This is a genomic window from Nocardioides pacificus, from assembly GCF_054775955.1.
Genome location: NZ_BAAHCI010000005.1, coordinates 1551769 through 1569471, shown reverse-complemented (window position 1 = coordinate 1569471; position 17703 = coordinate 1551769). Strand labels below are relative to the sequence as shown.

Here is a 17703-nt window from a genome sequence, read left to right as displayed (position 1 = left end):
CGTGAGCGAGCCTCTGATCCGGCTGCGCGACGTGAGCCGCGTGTTCCCGGCGCGCTCGCGGCAGGGCTCGCCCGTCCTCGCCCTCGACCACGTCGATCTCGACGTGGCCGAGGGCGAGATCCTCGGCGTCGTCGGCTACTCCGGTGCCGGCAAGTCGACCCTGCTGCGCCTGGTCAACGCCCTCGACCGGCCCACCGACGGGACCGTCACGGTCGCCGGCCGCGAGGTCAGCGCGATGTCCGAGCGCGAGCTGCGCGCCGTACGCCGTGAGATCGGCATGATCTTCCAGCAGTTCAACCTCTTCGCCTCGCGCACGGTGTGGGGCAACATCGCCTACCCGCTGCAGGTCGCCGGGGTCCCGAAGGAGCAGCACCGCGAGCGGATCTCCGAGCTGCTGCACTTCGTGGGGCTCGCCGACAAGGCGCACTCCCACATCGAGCAGCTCTCCGGCGGGCAGAAGCAGCGCGTCGGCATCGCCCGCGCCCTGGCCACGGACCCGCGGATCCTGCTCGCCGACGAGGCGACCAGCGCCCTCGACCCGCAGACCACCTCCGAGGTGCTGGCGCTGCTGCGCCGCGTCAACGAGGAGCTCGGCATCACGATCGTGGTGATCACCCACGAGATGGAGGTGGTCCGCTCGATCGCCCACCGCGTCGCGGTGATGGAGGCGGGCCGGATCGTGGAGTCCGGAGACACCTACGACGTGTTCTCCGACCCCCAGCACCCCGCCACCCGCCGCTTCGTCAGCACGCTGGTCGAGAAGGGGCCCGACGCCCCCGCGCTGACCCGGCTGCGCGACCGGCACCCCGGCGAGATCATCACGCTGTCGTTCCGCGACGAGCAGGTCTCCCCTGCCGAGGTCTTCGAGGCGTTCATCGCGCGTCGCGTCGACTTCGAGCTCATCCACGGCGGGGTCGAGGACGTCCGGGGCCGCACCTTCGGGCACCTGACGTTCGCCCTCACCGGCGACCCCGCGGCCGTCGCCGACGCGGTGGCACACGTGGGCACCCGGGTCGAGCTGACCCGGCACGAGAAGGAGGTGCGGTGATGGACCGCCTGCTCGAGCTCGACTCGCTGCTGTGGACCGCGACCCTCGAGACCCTCTACATCGTCGGGATCACGGTGGTCCTCGGCGGCCTCGGCGGCCTCGCCCTGGGGCTGCTGCTCTACACGACCCGCCCGGGCGGCATCGCGCCCCACCGCGGCGTCAACGTCGTGGTGAACGTGCTGGTCAACTTCTTCCGCCCGATCCCCTTCATCATCTTCATCGCGGCCGTCCAGCCGGCCGCGCGACTGGTGGTCGGGACGGGGATCGGCAACTCGGCGATGATCTTCGCGCTGACCCTGGCGGCCTCGTTCGGCATCAGCCGGATCGTCGAGCAGAACCTCGTCTCGGTCCACCCCGGCGTGCTGGAGGCCTCGCGGGCGATGGGGGCGAGCCGGCTGCGCACGACGTTCGCCGTCCTGCTGCCGGAGGCGCTCGGGCCGCTGATCCTCGGCTACACCTTCGCGCTGGTCGCCATCGTCGACATGACGGCGGTCGCCGGGGTCGTCGGCGGCGGCGGGCTGGGGACCTTCGCGCTGACCTACGGCTACCGCCAGTTCGAGCCGGTGGTGACCTGGGCGGCGGTGCTCATCATCATCGCGCTGGTGCAGACCGCCCAGTTCACCGGGAACAGGATGGCGCGGCGAGTCATGCGCCGCTGATCGAGCCGGCTCGTCGGGGAGGGAGTGTTCGCCCACCGGTGCAGCGTCGGTTCACCCGTCGTCCACCTGCCGGCCGTCAGGTGCCTCCACGGTGCGCGGGACCCTCTCGGGCCCCCGTGATCGAAAGGCACCACCGATGCTCCTACGCCGTGGCGTGGCCCTCGCCGCCGCAGCCGTCCTCCCCCTCTCCGCGCTGGCGGCGAGCCCCCTCGCCGCCAGCGCTCCGGCCTCGGTGGCGGAGGCTCGAAACCAGCCGTCTCGAGACCCTGCCTCCGCCTTCCACCGCGTGGCGACCTACCCGGTCTTCCAGAACGCGCCGGCCGGCGTCGATCCCCAGGCCGAGACCCTCGCGGAGATCTCCGCGGTGACCCCGGACGGCCGCACCCTGGTGCACACCGACGCGGCCGGCCGGCGGATCGGATTCGTGGACATCTCCGACCCGGCCGCCCCCCTCGGCGCCGGCACCCTCGACCTGAGCGAGCTCGGCGACGCCGAGGACGAGCCGACGTCGGTGGCCGTCGTCGGTGACTTCGTGCTGGTCGTCGTCAACACCAGCAGCTCGTACGCCGCACCGTCGGGCCGCCTCGACGTGATCCGGGTCAGCGACCGCACCCGGGTCCGCTCGATCGACCTCGGCGGCCAGCCCGACTCGATCGCGATCAGCCCCGACCTCTCCTACGCGGCGATCGCGATGGAGAACGAGCGCGACGAGGAGGCGACCCCGGAGGGCGGCGACGAGGGCGACCTGCCGCAGCTGCCCGCCGGGTTCGTCCAGCTCGTCGACCTCGCGGGAGCGCCCGCAGCCTGGGGCACCCGCCGCGTCGACCTGGTCCAGCCCGACGGCGCGCCGCTGGCGTCGTTCGTCGACGCCGGGCTCGACACGCCCCAGGACCCCGAGCCGGAGTACGTCGACATCAACGCCGGCAACCAGCTCGTGCTGAGCCTGCAGGAGAACAACGGCCTGGTCGTGATCGACGTCCCCACCGGTGCCGTCGAGAAGGTCTTCAGCGCCGGCTCCGCCACCGTGAGCGGCATCGACACCACCAAGAACGGCCTCTTCGACCCGGTCGGCACGATCACCGCGCCCCGCGAGCCGGACTCCGTGGAGTGGGTCGGCGACGGCCTGGTCGCCACCGCCAACGAGGGCGACTGGAAGGGCGGGACCCGGGGCTGGACGGTCTTCGACGCCACCACCGGCGCGGTGGTGTGGGACGCCGGCAACACCTTCGAGCAGCTCGCGACCCGCCTGGGCCTGCACAACGACGGCCGCGCCGCCAAGAAGGGCGCCGAGCCCGAGGGCCTGGCGTTCGCCGAGATCGGCGGCAGGCCGCGGGCCTTCGTCGGCTCCGAGCGCAGCAACTTCGTCGCCGTCTATGACATGAGCGACCCGCGGGAGCCCGTCCTCGAGCAGGCACTGGCCACCACCAACGGGCCCGAGGGGCTGCTCCCGATCCCCTCGCGCGATCTGTTCGTGGTCTCCTCCGAGGAGGACGACGCCTCGGCCGGGGTCCGCGCCACCGTCGGCGTCTACCGCTACGACGAGGGCCGGCCGGCCTTCCCGTCCATCGTCTCGGCCGACACCCCTGCCGTCGACTCCGCCGGCACCCCGATCGGCTGGGGCGCGCTCGGCGCGCTCTCGACCAGGCCCGGCGACCCCTCGCACCTCTACGCCGCCAGCGACGCGGCCTACGCGACGGCGCGCATCCACACCCTCGACGTGAGCACGGCACCGGCCACGATCGACGGCGTCATCGAGGTCACCGACGCCACCGGCGCCAGGCCCGCGCTCGACATCGAGGGCCTGCACGCCCGCCGCGCGGGCGGGTTCTGGCTCGCCGTGGAGGGCGCGAGCGGCCCCGGCAACGCGCTCGTGCGCACCGACGCCGCCGGGCTCGTCGTACAGACCGTGGCGCTGCCGCAGGACGTCACCTCACGCCTCGGGAAGCAGGGCCTCGAGGGTGTGACGGCGCTCGGCAGCGGCGCGCGCGAGCAGGTGTACGTCGCACTCCAGCGGCCGCTGGCCGGCGAGGACTTCGCGCGGATCGGCCGCTACGACGTGACGACCGGAGCGTGGACGTGGTTCGGCTACCCCCTCGAGACGACCGACGTCGCCGGCGACTGGATCGGACTCTCCGAGATCACGGCCGTCGACCAGGACACGCTCGCGGTCATCGAGCGCGACAAGCTCAACGGGCCGGCCGTCCGGGTCAAGCGGGTCTACACCGTCGACGTGCCGGCGGGCGCGTCGGGATCGTCGGGCCAGGTCCGGATGCTCGACAAGCGCCTCGCCGTCGACGTCGTGCCGGCGCTGCGCGACCTCGCCGGCTGGACCCAGGAGAAGCTGGAGGGCCTCGGCGTCACCCAGGACGGCCGGGTCTTCGTGGTCACCGACAACGACGGGCTCGACGACGCCACGGGCGAGACCCAGCTGATCGAGCTCGGCCGCCTCTCGCGCGTCTTCCGCGACTCGATCGGGACGTCGGTGGCCGTCAAGGCAGCGTCGCGCCAGATCCGCCGCGGGCGTCCGGTCAGGCTCACTGTCGACGTCCGCCCCGGGTTCGCCACCGGGCGCGTGGTCGTCACCGAGCGCGGGCGCACCCTCGCCCGGGCCCGGCTGCACGACGGCCGCGCCGTGCTGCGGGTGCGCGGCCTGCGCGCGGGCAAGCACCGTCTGCGGGTGGCCTACGCCGGCTCCGCGACGGCCCTGCCCTCGACCTCTCGGGTCGTGGTCGTGAAGGTCACCGGCAAGCGCCGCTGACCCCCCTATGATGCGACCCGATGGCTGTGATCCGCCGTGATCATGAGCCATCGGGTCGCATCATTTCGGCTGGACGGTTCACAGGGCCGACGGCCCGCCACCATGATGGGACCATGGACGCGTCCCCCGCAGGTGACCAGCCCGAGGACCCGACCGCACCGGTGGCGGCGCTGTTCGACTCCCTCGCCGAGAGCTATGACCAGTCGGGCGTGCCCTTCTTCACCACGATCGCCAGCGGGCTGTGCTTGGAGCTCGGCCCGCGACCGGGCGAGCGGGCCCTCGACCTCGGCTGCGGTCGCGGCGCCCTGACCTTCCCGCTGGCGGACGGCGTCGGACCGAGCGGGCGCGTCGACGCCTGCGACATCTCGACGGCGATGGTCGAGCTGACCGCCGCCGCGGCCGCACGACGGGGCGACGACCACGTGAGCGTGGCTCACGGCGACGCCCGGGACCCGTCGTACCCCTCCTCGTCGTACGACGTGATCGGCTCGTCGATGGTGCTCTTCTTCCTGCCCGATCCCGCTGCCGCGGTCCGGCGGTGGGTGCGCCTGCTAGCGCCCGGGGGCCGGGTCGGTGCGGCGACGTTCGAGCCGTGGTCACCGAGGTGGCAGCAGATCACCGACCTGCTCGACTCCTACGCCGAGCGGCCCCCGGGAGTGCCCGCGCCCACGTCGATGCCGTCGCTGTTCGCCCACGACAAGGGCGTGGAACGGCTCTTCTCGTCGGCCGGAGCACGTGGGGTGCGGACGTCGGCGGTCACCTATGCGATCCCGTTCGCGGACATCGAGCAGTGGCACCGCTGGTCGCTCAGCACCGCCATGCGCGGCCACTGGCGGGAGGCCCCGGCCGAGCGGCATGCCGAGATGCTGGCCGGCGTGGCGGAGATCCTTGACGAGACCCGCGACGCCGACGGCCGGCTGTGCCTCGACGTCGACATCCGCTACACGATCGCGCACGCGCCGGACTGAGTGCGCGCGAACCAGGCGGCATCAGTCGGGCGGCGGGAGGGTGCGGCGTACGGCGTCGCGCAGGGCCTGCTCGGGGTCGATGCCGTCGGCACGCGCCTCGGCGACCAGGGCGAGCAGGCGGTCGCCGAGGTCGGTGGCGGGGCCGGCCACCGGCTCCTTCCCCGCGCGCTCCAGGCGCTCCAGCACCTTGTCCGCGAGCAGCAGCGCGGGAAGGGTGGGCGCGATGCCGTCGAGGACGGAGTGGCGCGGCTTCTCGGTCGCCTTGATGGCCTGCCAGGCGTCGTTCACCGCGGCCGGGTCGCCGCCGGCGGCCAGCTCGCCACCCTCGGGGGCGAAGACGTGCGGGTTGCGGCGGCGCATCTTGGCGATGATGTCCCGCGCCACGTCGTCGAGGGTGAAGTCGCCGGCCTCCTCGGCGATGGCCGCGTGGAAGTAGACCTGCAGCAGCAGGTCGCCGAGCTCCTCGCGCAGGTGCTCGGCGTCGCCGGTGTCGAGGGCCTCGATGACCTCGTGGGTCTCCTCGAGGAGGTAGCGCGCCAGCGAGCGGTGGGTCTGCGCGGCCTTCCAGCTGCACTCGCTGCGCAGCCGGCGCATCACCTCGTGGAACTCGTCCAGCGGCCCCGGCACAGGCACAGGCTCAGCCGCAGCGCTGCGACTGCGGCAGCGACGCCGCGTAGCTCTCGCCCTCGCCGGCGAGGTCGGCGAGGGCGGCCTTCGCCGTGCCGCTCACCGCGACGGAGACGCTCGTGTCGTAGTCGGCCTCGGTCAGGCCCTCGTCGGTGACGTCGAAGCCGAAGCGCGGGTCGACCTGGATGTCGTGGTCGGCCAGCCACTCCGTGAAGATCTCCTGGCCCCGCTGCGCCGCAGCCTCCGGGGAGACCTCCTCGCCCTCGTCCTCGAGCGCCTGCTCGCCCACCTGGCCGAGCACGTCCTGGTAGTAGGCGTTGCCCGCGTTGACCGAGACCCAGGTGTCCATCAGGTCCTCGGAGACGTCCGGGCTCTCCTCGCGGATCTGCGCCTCGACGTCGTCGTAGGCCGAGGACGCCTGCACGCCGTACTCGTCGCCGATCTGGGTGACGACCTCGCGCACCAGCGCCTGCTGGGCCACCGTCGAGCGGACCGAGGCGAGCGAGAGGAACTGTCCCTCGGGCAGCTGGGTCTCCAGCGCCTCGCACGCGTCGGCCGTCCGCTCGTCGAGCGTGCCCATCGACACGGTCGTGCCCTCGACGTTCACCGCCGAGCCGGGCGAGGTGCCGCAGCCGGAAAGCAGGACGGTGGCGGCGACGGCGAGACCGGCGATGGGACGCAGGCGGATGGTCACGTGGGGCTCCTCAGCTCTGGGGGTCGATCACCGAATCGATGACCTGCCGCGCCCATTCAAGCAAAGCCACGCCGGCGATCGGCCTCCCCCCTACCACGGCGGTCTGCGGGCGGGGCACCAGGATCGTCTTGAGCGGGGCCTTGACGATGCTCTTGGGGTGCAGCCGCTGCAGGCGTACGACGCGCGAGTCGGGCAGCTCGACGGGGGCGAAGCGGACGTTCTTCCCCGCGATCGTGACCTCGCTGATCCCGGCCTTGCGGGCCCGGGCGCGGAACCGTGCGACGAGCAGCAGCGACGAGACCTCCTGCGGCGGCTCGCCGTAGCGGTCGACCATCTCGGCGTTCAGCACGTCGACGTCCTCGTCGGAGCGGACCTCCGCGAGCCGCTTGTACATCTCCAGGCGCAGCCGCTCCGAGGCGATGTAGCCGTGCGGCAGATGGGCGTCGATGGGCAGCTCGATGCGGACCTCGCCGAGCTCCTCGCTCTTGGAGCCCTTGAAGTCGTCGACGGCCTCCCCCACCAGGCGGACGTAGAGGTCGAAGCCGACGTCGGCGATGTGACCGGACTGCTCGCCACCGAGCAGGTTGCCGGCCCCGCGGATCTCGAGGTCCTTCATCGCGATCGCCATGCCGCCACCGAGGTCGGAGTGCTGGGCCAGCGTGGCCAGCCGCTCGTGGGCGGTCTCGGTGAGCGGCTTCTCCGAGGGGTAGAGGAAGTAGGCGTAGGCGCGCTCGCGCGAGCGCCCCACGCGGCCGCGCAGCTGGTGCAGCTGGGAGAGGCCGAGGGTGTCGGCGCGCTCGATGAGCATGGTGTTGGCGTTGGACACGTCGATCCCGGACTCCACGATCGTGGTGCAGACGAGCACGTCGAAGCGCTTCTCCCAGAAGTCGACCATCACCTGCTCGAGCTGCGTCTCGCTCATCTGCCCGTGGGCGGTGGCGACCCGCGCCTCGGGCACGAGCTCGCGGATGTGGGCGGCGGCCTTGTCGATCGAGTTCACCCGGTTGTGGATGTAGAAGACCTGGCCCTCGCGCAGCAGCTCGCGCCGTACGGCGGCGACGACCTGGCGGTCCTCGTAGGCGCCCACGTAGGTGAGCACCGGGTGCCGCTCCTCCGGCGGTGTCGCGATCGTCGACATCTCGCGGATGCCGGTGATCGCCATCTCGAGCGTGCGCGGGATCGGCGTCGCCGACATCGCGAGCACGTCGACGGAGGTGCGCAGGCGCTTCATCTGCTCCTTGTGCTCGACGCCGAAGCGCTGCTCCTCGTCGACGATGATCAGTCCGAGGTCCTTGACCCGCACGTCGTTGCCGAGCAGCCGGTGGGTGCCGATCGCGATGTCGATGGTGCCGTCTGCCAGGCCGGCGAGGACCTCGCGCGCCTCTTTGTCGGTCTGGAAGCGCGAGAGCGCCTTGATCGTGACCGGGAAGCCGCTCATCCGCTCGGTGAACGTCGAGAGGTGCTGGTTGACCAGCAGCGTCGTCGGCACCAGCACCACGACCTGCTTGCTGTCCTGCACCGCCTTGAACGCCGCGCGCACCGCGATCTCGGTCTTGCCGTAGCCGACGTCGCCGCAGACCAGCCGGTCCATCGGGACCTGGCGCATCATGTCGGCCTTGACCTCGTCGACCGTGCTCAGCTGGTCGGGGGTCTCGTTGAAGGGGAACGCGTCCTCGAGCTCGCGCTGCCACGGGGTGTCCGGGCCGAACGCGTGGCCCCGGGTGGCCTGCCGCGCCGCGTAGAGCTTGATCAGCTCGGCGGCGATCTCCCGGACGGCCTTGCGGGCGCGGCTCTTGCGCTTGGACCAGTCGGCGCCGCCGAGCCGGTCGAGGCTGGGCTGCTCGCCGCCGACGTAGCGGGTCACCTGGTCGAGGGCATCCGCCGGCACGTAGAGCCGGTCGGGGGCGGCGCCGCGCTTCGACGCGCCGTACTCGAGGACGAGGTACTCGCGGGTCGCGCCGCCCACCTCGCGCTGCTTCATCTCCACGAACCGGCCCACGCCGTGCTGCTCGTGCACGACGTAGTCGCCGGCCTTGAGCTCGAGCGGGTCGATCTGCTTCTTGCGCCGCGCGGGCATCTTGCGCATGTCGCGCGTGGAGGCCTTCTGGCCGGAGATGTCCTCGCCGGTGACCACGGCGATCTTGTTGGTCTCGTCGACGAAGCCGCTGGCCAGCGCCGCGCAGGTCACCGTGACGACGTCGGCGTCGGGCACCTCGTCGAGGCGCTCCACGAGCCGCGCCGGGATGTCGTGCTCGCCGAGGATCTGCACGGTCCGCTCGGCCGGGCCGTGGCCCGGGTGCACGACCACCGTGCGGTAGCCCTCCTGGAGCCAGCGCTGCAGGTCGCGCACGACGTGCTCGACGTCGCCGCGGTAGGCGTCGGCCGGCTGGGCCGGCAGTGCTCGGCTCTCGACCGCGCCGACGATCACGTCGACGTCCGGGACGGCGTCCGCGACGTCGGTGTCGAGGCCGAAGGGGCTCATCGTCCACCACGGGGTACGGCGGTCGAGGGTGTGCTCGCGCACGTCCGAGAGCGAGTGGTACGACGCGGCGCCGAGGTCGATCGGGGCCGTCCCCCCGCTCGCGGCGGCCGCCCAGCTGGCGCCGAGGAACTCCTCGCTGGTCGCGACCAGGTCGTGGGCCCGGCTGCGCGCCCGCTCGGGGTCGAGCACGAGGACGTGGGCGTCGGCGGGCAGCAGGTCGACGAGCAGCTCCATGTCGTCGACGAGCACCGGCGCCAGCGACTCCATCCCCTCGGCGGCGATGCCGGCGGCGATCTTGTCGGTGAGCTCGATCAGCTGCGGGTGCGCGCGGCCCAGCTCCGCCGCGCGGCGGCGTACCTCGTCGGTGAGCAGCAGCTCGCGGCACGGCGGCGCCCAGAGCCGCTCGGCCTTGTCGAGCGTGCGCTGGTCGGCGACGGAGAAGGTGCGGATCTCCTCGACGTCGTCGCCCCAGAACTCCACGCGCAGCGGGTGCTCCTCGGTCGGCGGGAAGACGTCGACGATGCCGCCGCGCACGGCGAACTCGCCGCGCTTCTCGACCAGGTCGACGCGCGAGTAGGCGGCGTCCGCGAGACGTCGCACGACGTCCTCGAGCGGGGCCGTCATCCCCGGGGTCAGCTCGACCGGCTCCAGCTCACCGAGCCCCTTGACCTGCGGCTGGAGCACGCTGCGCACGGGCGCGACGACCACCTTGAGCGGGCCGTTGGACGGGTCGTCGCCGGGATGCACCAGGCGCCGCAGCACCGCCAGGCGGCGCCCGACGGTGTCGCTGCGCGGGCTGAGCCGCTCGTGGGGCAGCGTCTCCCAGCTCGGGTAGTAGGCGACCTCGCGCGGATCGACCAGGCAGCCCAGCGACTCGACGAGCTCCTCGGCCTCCCGGGTCGTGGCGGTGACCGCGAGGACCGTGCGACCGGCCTCCACCAGTCCCTTCACCACGAACGGACGCAGCGAGGCCGGACCCGTCAGGTCGAGCGAGGTCACCGCTCCCCCCTGAGCGCCTTCGAGCGCCGTGGCGAGCGTCGGATCGGCGAGGACTGCGGTGGCCAGACCGGCAAGGGTCACGAGAGCTCCCAGGGAGTGCACATCACGAGCGCCCCCTGACCGGGTGTGACAGGGGGTGGATCGCCAGTGTAGGACGGGGTCCGACGCCCTCGGCCGCCCCATCATCTGCGTTCGGTATTCCCCGCCGCCGCTCTTCCCCAGGGACCGTCCACTCTCTACCTTGGGTCGCCATGGTGAGCACACGACTCCGCACAGCGCGCCTGACGGCGACCCGGGCGACCGCGCTGGTCACCACGTTGGCCACTGCGACGCTAGGCCCGCTCGCGCTGTCTGGCGAGTCCTCAGCCGGTTCAGGGGCCGCTGCCGGCTCTGCAGCAGGGGGATCGGCGGCGGTGGCTCGCTACCTGGAGGACTCTCGAATCACGGAGTCGAGTGGGCTGGCGCGCAGTACCTTCGGTCGCTCGCTGCTCTTCACCCACAACGACAACGACGGGGTGCCGGCGCTCTTCGCCGTGGCGGAGTCGGGCCGGACCCGTGCGGTGCTGCGGTTGGAGGGGGCGCGGGCCGTGGACTGGGAGGACGTGTCGACCGGCCCCGGGCACACGCTCTGGATCGGGGACATCGGCGACAATGACCGTGACCGCGCGAGGGTCTGGGTCTACCGCATCAGCGAGACCCGGCGGCTGCGTCCGCGCGCCGTGCGATGGGCGCGGTTCCCTCTGGTTTACCCGGATGGTCCGCGCGACGCCGAGGCGCTGATGGTCCACCCGCGCACCGGGCGGCTCTTCGTGGTGTCCAAGCAGAGGGACGGCGCGGGGGTCTACCGGGCCCCCCGCCGGCTGCTCCGGGACAGGTCCAACGTGCTGCAACGGGTCGGCTCGGCGCCGGCGTCCATCACCGCGGCGGCCTTCGACCGGCGCGGGCGGCGCGTCGTGATGACCGACTACCGAACGGCCTTCCTCAGGCGCTGGCCCTCGGGGAGGACCACCCGAAGGCTGGCGCTGCCAGAGACCCCCCAAGGGGAGTCCATCGAGTTCGGCCGCGGCTCGCGGGCTCTGCTGCGCGGCAGCGAAGGTGAGAGGAGCCCCGTCCTGCGTGTGCCCCTGTCATAGTCACGTCGTCAGCCGACCAGGCGCATGATCTCGGCCCCCGGCATCGGCGGCGGCGCGCACCCGCAACTGTCGGAGCACGGCAGATAGGTGTGGCCGGCGTGGCCACAGCCGACGCATGGCAGGTCACGGGACAGATGTCCACCGTTGTTTTCGTTCACGTCCCACATTTCGCTCAGCTCCCCGCATCGCGGCCGTCCCGGACTCCCGGGCTCGTATGGGGGAGCATCGGTCCGGCGGCAGCCCTTGTTGAGCGACGGCTCTCAGGAGTCCGGCTCGGCGTCCGCAGCCGCATCGTGCGCGGCGAGCTCCGAGGGTGAGCGGAGGATGCAGAACTCGTTGCCCTCCGGGTCCGCGAGCACCACCCACCCAGATCCCGGACCGTACTTCCCCCGCAGGTCCGCCACCTCGCTCGCGCCGAGCGCCAGCAGCCGGCCGACCTCCTCGTCGCGGGTGCCGACGCTGGGCCGCAGGTCCAGGTGCAGTCGGTTCTTCACCGTCTTGGGCTCGGGCACCTCGATGAACAGAAGAGAGTGTCCGGTCTCCGCGTCACGGATCATGCACTCGTTGTGGCTGGGCAGGTTGGGGTCGCTCTCGACATCGACGTATCCCAGGACGGGCTTCCACCATTCGGAGAGCTCGTAGGCGTTGGCGCAGTCGACGCTGATGTGCGAGATGTAGGAGGGCATGGCGCCACTGTGACGAACGCGGCGGCGTGTGTCGAGGTCGTTCGGTCGCTCCCCGGCAGGGGTCGATGCACTAGCACCTCGAGCCAACCGAGAGGCTCATCAAAATTGGGGAAAAATCGACTATACGCGTCCGGATCGGGCCGAATCGGGCCCGCCACTTTGGTTCCGCGATTGCCCCGCCGATAGTTTCCGTGACCGGTGAGCGCGGGGGACCGCTCGCTGTTTCCCCCCTCCGGAAGGACTCTTCGTTAGCATGCGCAGGACCAGATCGCTTGTGACTTCCCAGAACCCGGTCGGACGGCTCGGGCTCACGCCCGCCCGCCCGGCCGCGGCACTCGATCCGACCACTCGAACCCTGGACGAACGCCCCGCGCTCCAGCACCGCCTTCACGCGGCGCTCGCGGCGGCACTCGTCTCCGTCATCGCCCTTGGGGTGGGTGCCGTGTCTCTCGGCGGCTCATCCGATGCAGCCGTGGCCGCCCCCCTGCTGCGCGACGACCGCTTCTCGCAGCTGTCCGGGGTTTCCCGCAGCACCTACCAGCGTGACGTGCTGTGGACAGTCGGCGGGTCTGCGGACGAGCCGTCGATCCGCGGGGTGGGCGCCGACGGCTCCACCGTCGCGCGACTTGCCGTCGCTGGCGCGGCCGGCCAGACCTGGCAGAACGTCGCGGCGGGACCACAGCACACCCTGTGGCTCGCCGGTGCCGGCCAGGTCCGCAACGGCGCCGCAATCCTCACCGTGCATCGGGTCTCCGAGCCTTCCAACCTGACGCGGACCAGGGTAAAGGCCCGCAAGTACCGGCTTCGGGTGCCCGGCACGGCGGCGGCGCAGTCGCTGCTTGTCCAGCCCAGCACCGGCCGGCTCTTCGTCGCCACCCAGGGCACCAACCAGGGTGCGCTCTACGTCGCCCCCCGGACGGTGAGCAGCCGTCGGGTAAACGTCCTCACGCGGGTCGGGGCGATCCCGGCCGGGATCACCGGCGGCGCGTTCGACACGCGAGGCCGTGGCCTGGTCCTCGTCGACGCTGAAACCAGCTACTTCTACTCCGCCCCGGGGGTCGCCCCGACGAGCCAAGCACTCCCGACCACGACGGCGACCGGTGTGAGCCTGGATCGCTTTGGCGGCTCGCTGCTGATCAGCAGTGCGCGTGACCGCGCGATCTACCGATCCCCGATCGCGCCGGAGTCCTGGTCGCGCACCCCTCGGCCCCCCGCTCCGAGCACCTCGGCCCCCAGCACGGCCACGCCGACTGCGGGTCCCACCGGCACCCCCACCCAGGGTCCGTCCACGTCCACGCCGACCTCCACGCCGACGACCCCCGTCCCCGAGCCGACGGCCAGCCCGACGCAACCGATCGCCTCGGGGCCGATGACCATCGGCCTGTACAAGGGCTCCTTCTCCTATGAGTCCTTCAAGACCTCGTTCGGCGCCTACCCGGCCGTCGAGACGACGTACCTGAACGCCGACCAGGTGACGACGCCGAACATCAGCCGCCACCAGGCGCAGATCGACCGTGGCATCAGCCCGGTCATCACACTCGGCTATAAGAACGGCCCCTTCACCCGAGCCGAGATCGCCGCCTGGGGACCGACGGTGCAGGAGTACTTCCGCGGGTTCGTCTCCGGTCTCAAGACGCTGAGCGACTACGCCGCCGCGGCCGACAACGGGACGCGTGTCTACTTCGCCGACGAGCACGAGCCGCAGATCAAGATCAACCAGGACAAGTACGCCTACACGGGGTACGGCGCCAGCCAGAAGCCGACCACGGAGCAGTCCGCCGCAGCGTGGAACAAGGTGATGGGTCAGGTGCGAACCGCCGCACCCGCCGTGGTGCGGACCTACTGGTACGGCGGCTCCGGTGCCGGTGAGGACGCCTACGCGCGCCTGCTCGAGCCGTCGCTGATCCAGATGGCGACCTTCGACCCATACCGCTGGAAGCACAACTCCCCCAGCGACACCCCCGAGAAGTTGTTCGGGCCGAAGATCGCGGCCCTGAAGGCTCAGCCCTGGATGCGGAACGCCGACGGTTCGCTCAAGCCTTGGGGCCTCACGGAGTGGGGCACCGACGCCTCGCTCGGCGACGCCTCCAACGCCACGTTCGTCACCGCGGCGAGCGCGCTCCTGCGTCAGCAGGGAGCGTCCTTCGCGGTGTACTTCAACCGGATCGACGGCAACGACACGGCGAACAACTTCATCATCGACGACGGCAGCCAGCCGCGAACCCTGGCGGCCTTCCGCTCGGCTCTGACGCAGTAGCCACCCAGTCGGCAAAGGGTCGCGGTCCGGGCAGAGCGCCGGACCGCGACCTTCTGCTCGGTCTCACGGACTCGTGGTCAGGTCCGCCCGCATATCGAAGCCCATGTCGCGGGTGGCCCTGTAGTTCAGGTGTGTCTCGGCGGCCACCACGTTCTGCCCCGTGACGAGCAGGTTGGTCGGCACCTGGACGACGAACGGGTCACCGGCCGCGGTCGTCGCGTTCCGTGCCGAGGACGCATACGTGGTCGCCGTGATCGTCCCGGACGGCATGTTCTTGCGCGTCACCTCCACGCCGTTCACATAGACCACCACCCCGTCGTTCGCCAGGCCATCGAGGGCGAGACCGACCACCTTGTTGGCGTCACTCACAGCGAACCGCTTGACGAAGTACGCCGCGAGCGGCCGAGCGGACGTGGTGGCGAAGGTGTCGACGTTGGTCGTCACACCCGAGGCAGGGAATCCCAGGATGGCATTGCCGACGCTCCACTGAGAGGTGTTGCCGCTCAGTCCGTTCCAACCAGACCCGGGCGCGCTGCCGTCGTACTTCCAACTCCAGAAGGAGCCGCTCGCGATGACCGTGCTCGTCTCGCTCTGACCTGCCGTCACCGTGACGTCGCGGGTCGCTTGGGCCGTGGCGCCTTCGTCGTCGGTGACCGTGAGCGTGATCGTCTTGGTCCCCGAGGTCGCGTACACGTGTGAGGCGCTGACCCCCGAACCGCTGGGCGTGCCGTCGCCCCAGTTCCAAGAGTAGGCGACGATGGACCCATCATCGCTCGAGCCCGACGCGTCGACCGATACCCCGGCACCCCCGTTGGCCGTCACGCTGAAGGACGCCTGCGGCTCGGCATTGGCGGGCCGCTCCCCCAGACCGCTTGCGAAGAGCCCCTGGACCTCGGCCGGTGTCAGCGCCCGGTCCCACGCCGCCGGCTCGTCAAGGCTGCCGTCGAAGAAGTCGCTGGCCGGCCACTTCTGACGGTAGAAGTTGATGCCGAAGACGAGCTGGATGTTGGTGTGGTCGGCGTAGCCCGCGCGCAGGTAGGAGGTCGGCAGGCCCACCGGGCGCAGGTCCGGGTTGTCCACGCTGCCTGTTACCGACATCTGGCGCTGGCCGTCGACGTAGAGGGTCAGCAGCCCGTTGCCGTCGTAGGTGCCGACGACGTGGTGCCACCTGCCGTCGTTCCAGATCGGGCCCTGGTTGCGCAGACTGATGCTCGGCGATCCGAACGGTCCACCGCGGCCGACGCCCTTGACGGCGAAGACCAAGGCACCGTTGTTGTCCATCGTGATGATCCGGTCGTGGATGCCGCCGGGCCCGGTCCGGGTGTCGGACTGGGACAGGATGTTCCCGCCACGTATCGAGGTCGTCTTGAACCAGGCGGACTGGGAGAACGCGTTGGGCGCTGAGATCTGACCGTCGGACGTGAGGTAGCCGGTGGAGCCGTCCAGTCGCGCGGCGGTGCTGCCTGTCACGGCACCGCTCGGGTCCACGCCGACACCGCCGATCCGGGTACCGGTGACTCCGTGGCCCGAACTGTCCACCGCGGTCGTGCCAGCGTCGTCGAGCCGCCACCACGCGCGCGGATCGAGACCGCTCATCCGGACGGCATATGGAGGCGGCGCCGACGAACTCACGGTGCCGGACACGGCGGTCGAGCGGGCACTTGTGTTCACACCGTCACTAGCGGTGACACGGTAGGAGTGCGTGCTTCCGGGGGTCAGACCCACGTCGTCGAAGCGCAGCACCGGTCGGCTCCACGGAAAGGACTCGGCCGTCTGGGTGAAGACCGGCATGGCACCGTTGTTGCGGTAGACGCGGTACGTGAGGGTGCCGCTATCGACGTCCTCGACCGTCGGCACCTCGATGGTCAGCGTGTTGGCCGCGGTCGGCTGCACGGTGATCGCGCCGTTGATCGCAAGTGTCGGGGTGGCGCCGGAGAAGGGGTCAGCGTTGTAGGAGCGTCCTGGAACCTCCGGTGTCGCGCCAGAGCCTCCGGGAGAGAAGCGCGCCAGGCCCTGCTGAGCGGCGCCATTGATCCTCGTGAAGTCTCCCCCGACGAAGATCTGGTTGCCGTCGGTCGCCATCACGTGCGGACCGACACCGCCGGTGCCGGACGCGTTGGTCGCCGGCGTCCAGTGGGCGAACGACCCGTCGCTGGTGCTCTGCGCGACGAGGTAGTAGTGGACAAAGGAGCTGCGGCTGAGCCCGCCGACGAAGCCGCCCCGGGCGTCACCCGGTGTGAAGGCGCAGTCGTGCTGATGCGATCCCTTGTACAGGACTCCCTTCATCACCACGATGCCCTGGCTGGCTCCCAGGCACGACGAGTTCCAGATCAGCTGACCGGTGGTGAGGTTCGCGGCATACGTCCCCTCGTAGCAGCCCGGAGGATCTCCTTCAGCGGTGACGTAGGCGTTGCTTCCGTCAACGACGATCGCGCGCGTCCGGCCGGAGCAGTTGAGGTTGATGGACTGCGCACTGTTCGCCGCCCAGTCCTGAACAGCACCCGTCGCAGGATTCAGGGAGGCGACTCCGCCGGTCATCGTGCCGTTGACCTCGTCGAACCCTCCGCCGATGAGCAGCCGGCTGCGATCGGACGTCACCACCATGGTGAGGGCCCGCGCGCTCGGGTTCTCAGTGAACAGCGAGGGCTCGGGCGCGACCAGTGACGCTTCAAACCCTGTGTCGAGGGCGCCCGATGCCCCATCCGACGCCGTCGGCGCATAGACCGAGGCGATCTTGTCGCGCGCGGCGCCGCGTACCGTGGTGAAGTCACCGGAGAGGTAGACGCGCGAGCTGGTCGCGGCCAAGGCGGTGACCAATCGATTGGCGTTCGGGTTGAAGGCGTTGAGAGTGTTGTTCGCAAGGTTGATCGCAGCGACCCTGCCGCGCGCGCTGCCGTTGACCGTGCTGAAGGCCCCGGAGACATACAGGGTCTGGTTGTCGGGGGAGACTTCGAGGTCGTAGACACGCCCGTTGAGCGCGAAGTTGAAAGTGGTGATCAGGGCACCGGTGCTCGCGTTGAACGCCGCTAGGTAGGTGCGTGACACTGAGCTTGCAGCCCCGTTGGCCGCACCCGGTGGACGGACCTGGGTGAACCGCCCACCGGCGTACACGACGCCGTTGGCCGCGGCGATCGCGTCGACGGGCTGATTCGTCTGCCACATTGACGAGGTGGTGCCGCTCAGCGTCTGGTCGTTGGCGGCAGCCGCAGCGGGCGGATTCGGCCCCGTGACCACCGCCAGCACGCCCGCCAGCAAGGTCACGGCGGCAGCACCCAAGGCACGACTGCGCCAGACAGCTCGTCGCATCGCTCTCTCCAACCTGTCGGTCGCGATACCGGCTCCCGGCACCCGCGAGTGGATGGGCTCGACGCTTGCACGTCCACAGAGACCAG

At 71.0% G+C, this 17703-nt stretch carries 11 protein-coding genes; 6 read left to right on the top strand and 5 right to left on the bottom strand.

The genetic code is table 11. From position 1 onward, the window contains the following. Position 1 precedes the first annotated feature (1 nt). The 4 genes from ACYU7L_RS10105 (at position 2) to ACYU7L_RS10090 (ending at position 5433) form a co-directional block, all read left to right on the top strand. Positions 2 to 1048: a methionine ABC transporter ATP-binding protein gene (locus ACYU7L_RS10105; RefSeq protein WP_460795756.1), complete on the top strand. Its 1047-nt coding sequence runs from the start codon at positions 2 to 4 to the stop codon at positions 1046 to 1048. Beyond that, a complete protein-coding gene (locus ACYU7L_RS10100) occupies positions 1048 to 1707 on the top strand; it encodes a methionine ABC transporter permease (protein WP_460795753.1) in 660 nt (219 codons plus the stop codon). Before ACYU7L_RS10105 ends, ACYU7L_RS10100 begins: the two co-directional genes overlap by 1 nt. 136 nt (positions 1708 to 1843) lie before the next feature. Beyond that, positions 1844 to 4465, top strand: a complete 2622-nt coding sequence (locus ACYU7L_RS10095; protein WP_460795751.1) for an esterase-like activity of phytase family protein — start codon at positions 1844 to 1846, stop codon at positions 4463 to 4465. A gap of 113 nt (positions 4466 to 4578) precedes the next feature. After that, on the top strand, positions 4579 to 5433 hold the full coding sequence (locus ACYU7L_RS10090; protein ID WP_460795749.1) for a class I SAM-dependent methyltransferase: 855 nt from the start codon (positions 4579 to 4581) through the stop codon (positions 5431 to 5433). A gap of 21 nt (positions 5434 to 5454) precedes the next feature. Here ACYU7L_RS10090 and ACYU7L_RS10085 read toward each other — a convergent pair whose 3' ends face one another. Genes ACYU7L_RS10085 through mfd form a run of 3 tightly spaced genes read right to left on the bottom strand, consistent with a single transcriptional unit; the run spans position 5455 to position 10316 of the window. Continuing rightward, on the bottom strand, positions 5455 to 6060 hold the full coding sequence (locus ACYU7L_RS10085; RefSeq protein ID WP_460795747.1) for a nucleoside triphosphate pyrophosphohydrolase: 606 nt from the start codon (positions 6058 to 6060) through the stop codon (positions 5455 to 5457). A gap of 10 nt (positions 6061 to 6070) precedes the next feature. Next, positions 6071 to 6754, bottom strand: coding sequence for a hypothetical protein (locus tag ACYU7L_RS10080; RefSeq protein WP_460795745.1), 684 nt, complete (start codon positions 6752 to 6754; stop codon positions 6071 to 6073). 10 nt (positions 6755 to 6764) lie between these two features. Beyond that, positions 6765 to 10316: a transcription-repair coupling factor gene (gene mfd / locus ACYU7L_RS10075; protein ID WP_460795743.1), complete on the bottom strand. Its 3552-nt coding sequence runs from the start codon at positions 10314 to 10316 to the stop codon at positions 6765 to 6767. Positions 10317 to 10648: 332 nt separating this feature from the next. Between mfd and ACYU7L_RS10070 the strand changes: the two genes are divergently transcribed. Next, a complete protein-coding gene (locus ACYU7L_RS10070; RefSeq protein WP_460795741.1) occupies positions 10649 to 11368 on the top strand; it encodes a hypothetical protein in 720 nt (239 codons plus the stop codon). 260 nt (positions 11369 to 11628) lie between these two features. On the opposite strand, the gene ACYU7L_RS10065 is transcribed toward ACYU7L_RS10070, so the two are convergent. Beyond that, positions 11629 to 12054, bottom strand: coding sequence for a VOC family protein (locus ACYU7L_RS10065; protein WP_460795739.1), 426 nt, complete (start codon positions 12052 to 12054; stop codon positions 11629 to 11631). 472 nt (positions 12055 to 12526) lie between these two features. On the opposite strand from ACYU7L_RS10065, the gene ACYU7L_RS10060 reads away from it, so the two are divergent. Next, a complete protein-coding gene (locus ACYU7L_RS10060) occupies positions 12527 to 14311 on the top strand; it encodes a hypothetical protein (protein WP_460795737.1) in 1785 nt (594 codons plus the stop codon). 63 nt (positions 14312 to 14374) lie between these two features. Here ACYU7L_RS10060 and ACYU7L_RS10055 read toward each other — a convergent pair whose 3' ends face one another. Then, positions 14375 to 17572: a LamG-like jellyroll fold domain-containing protein gene (locus tag ACYU7L_RS10055; RefSeq protein WP_460795735.1), complete on the bottom strand. Its 3198-nt coding sequence runs from the start codon at positions 17570 to 17572 to the stop codon at positions 14375 to 14377. Between the last annotated feature and the right edge of the window lie 131 nt (positions 17573 to 17703).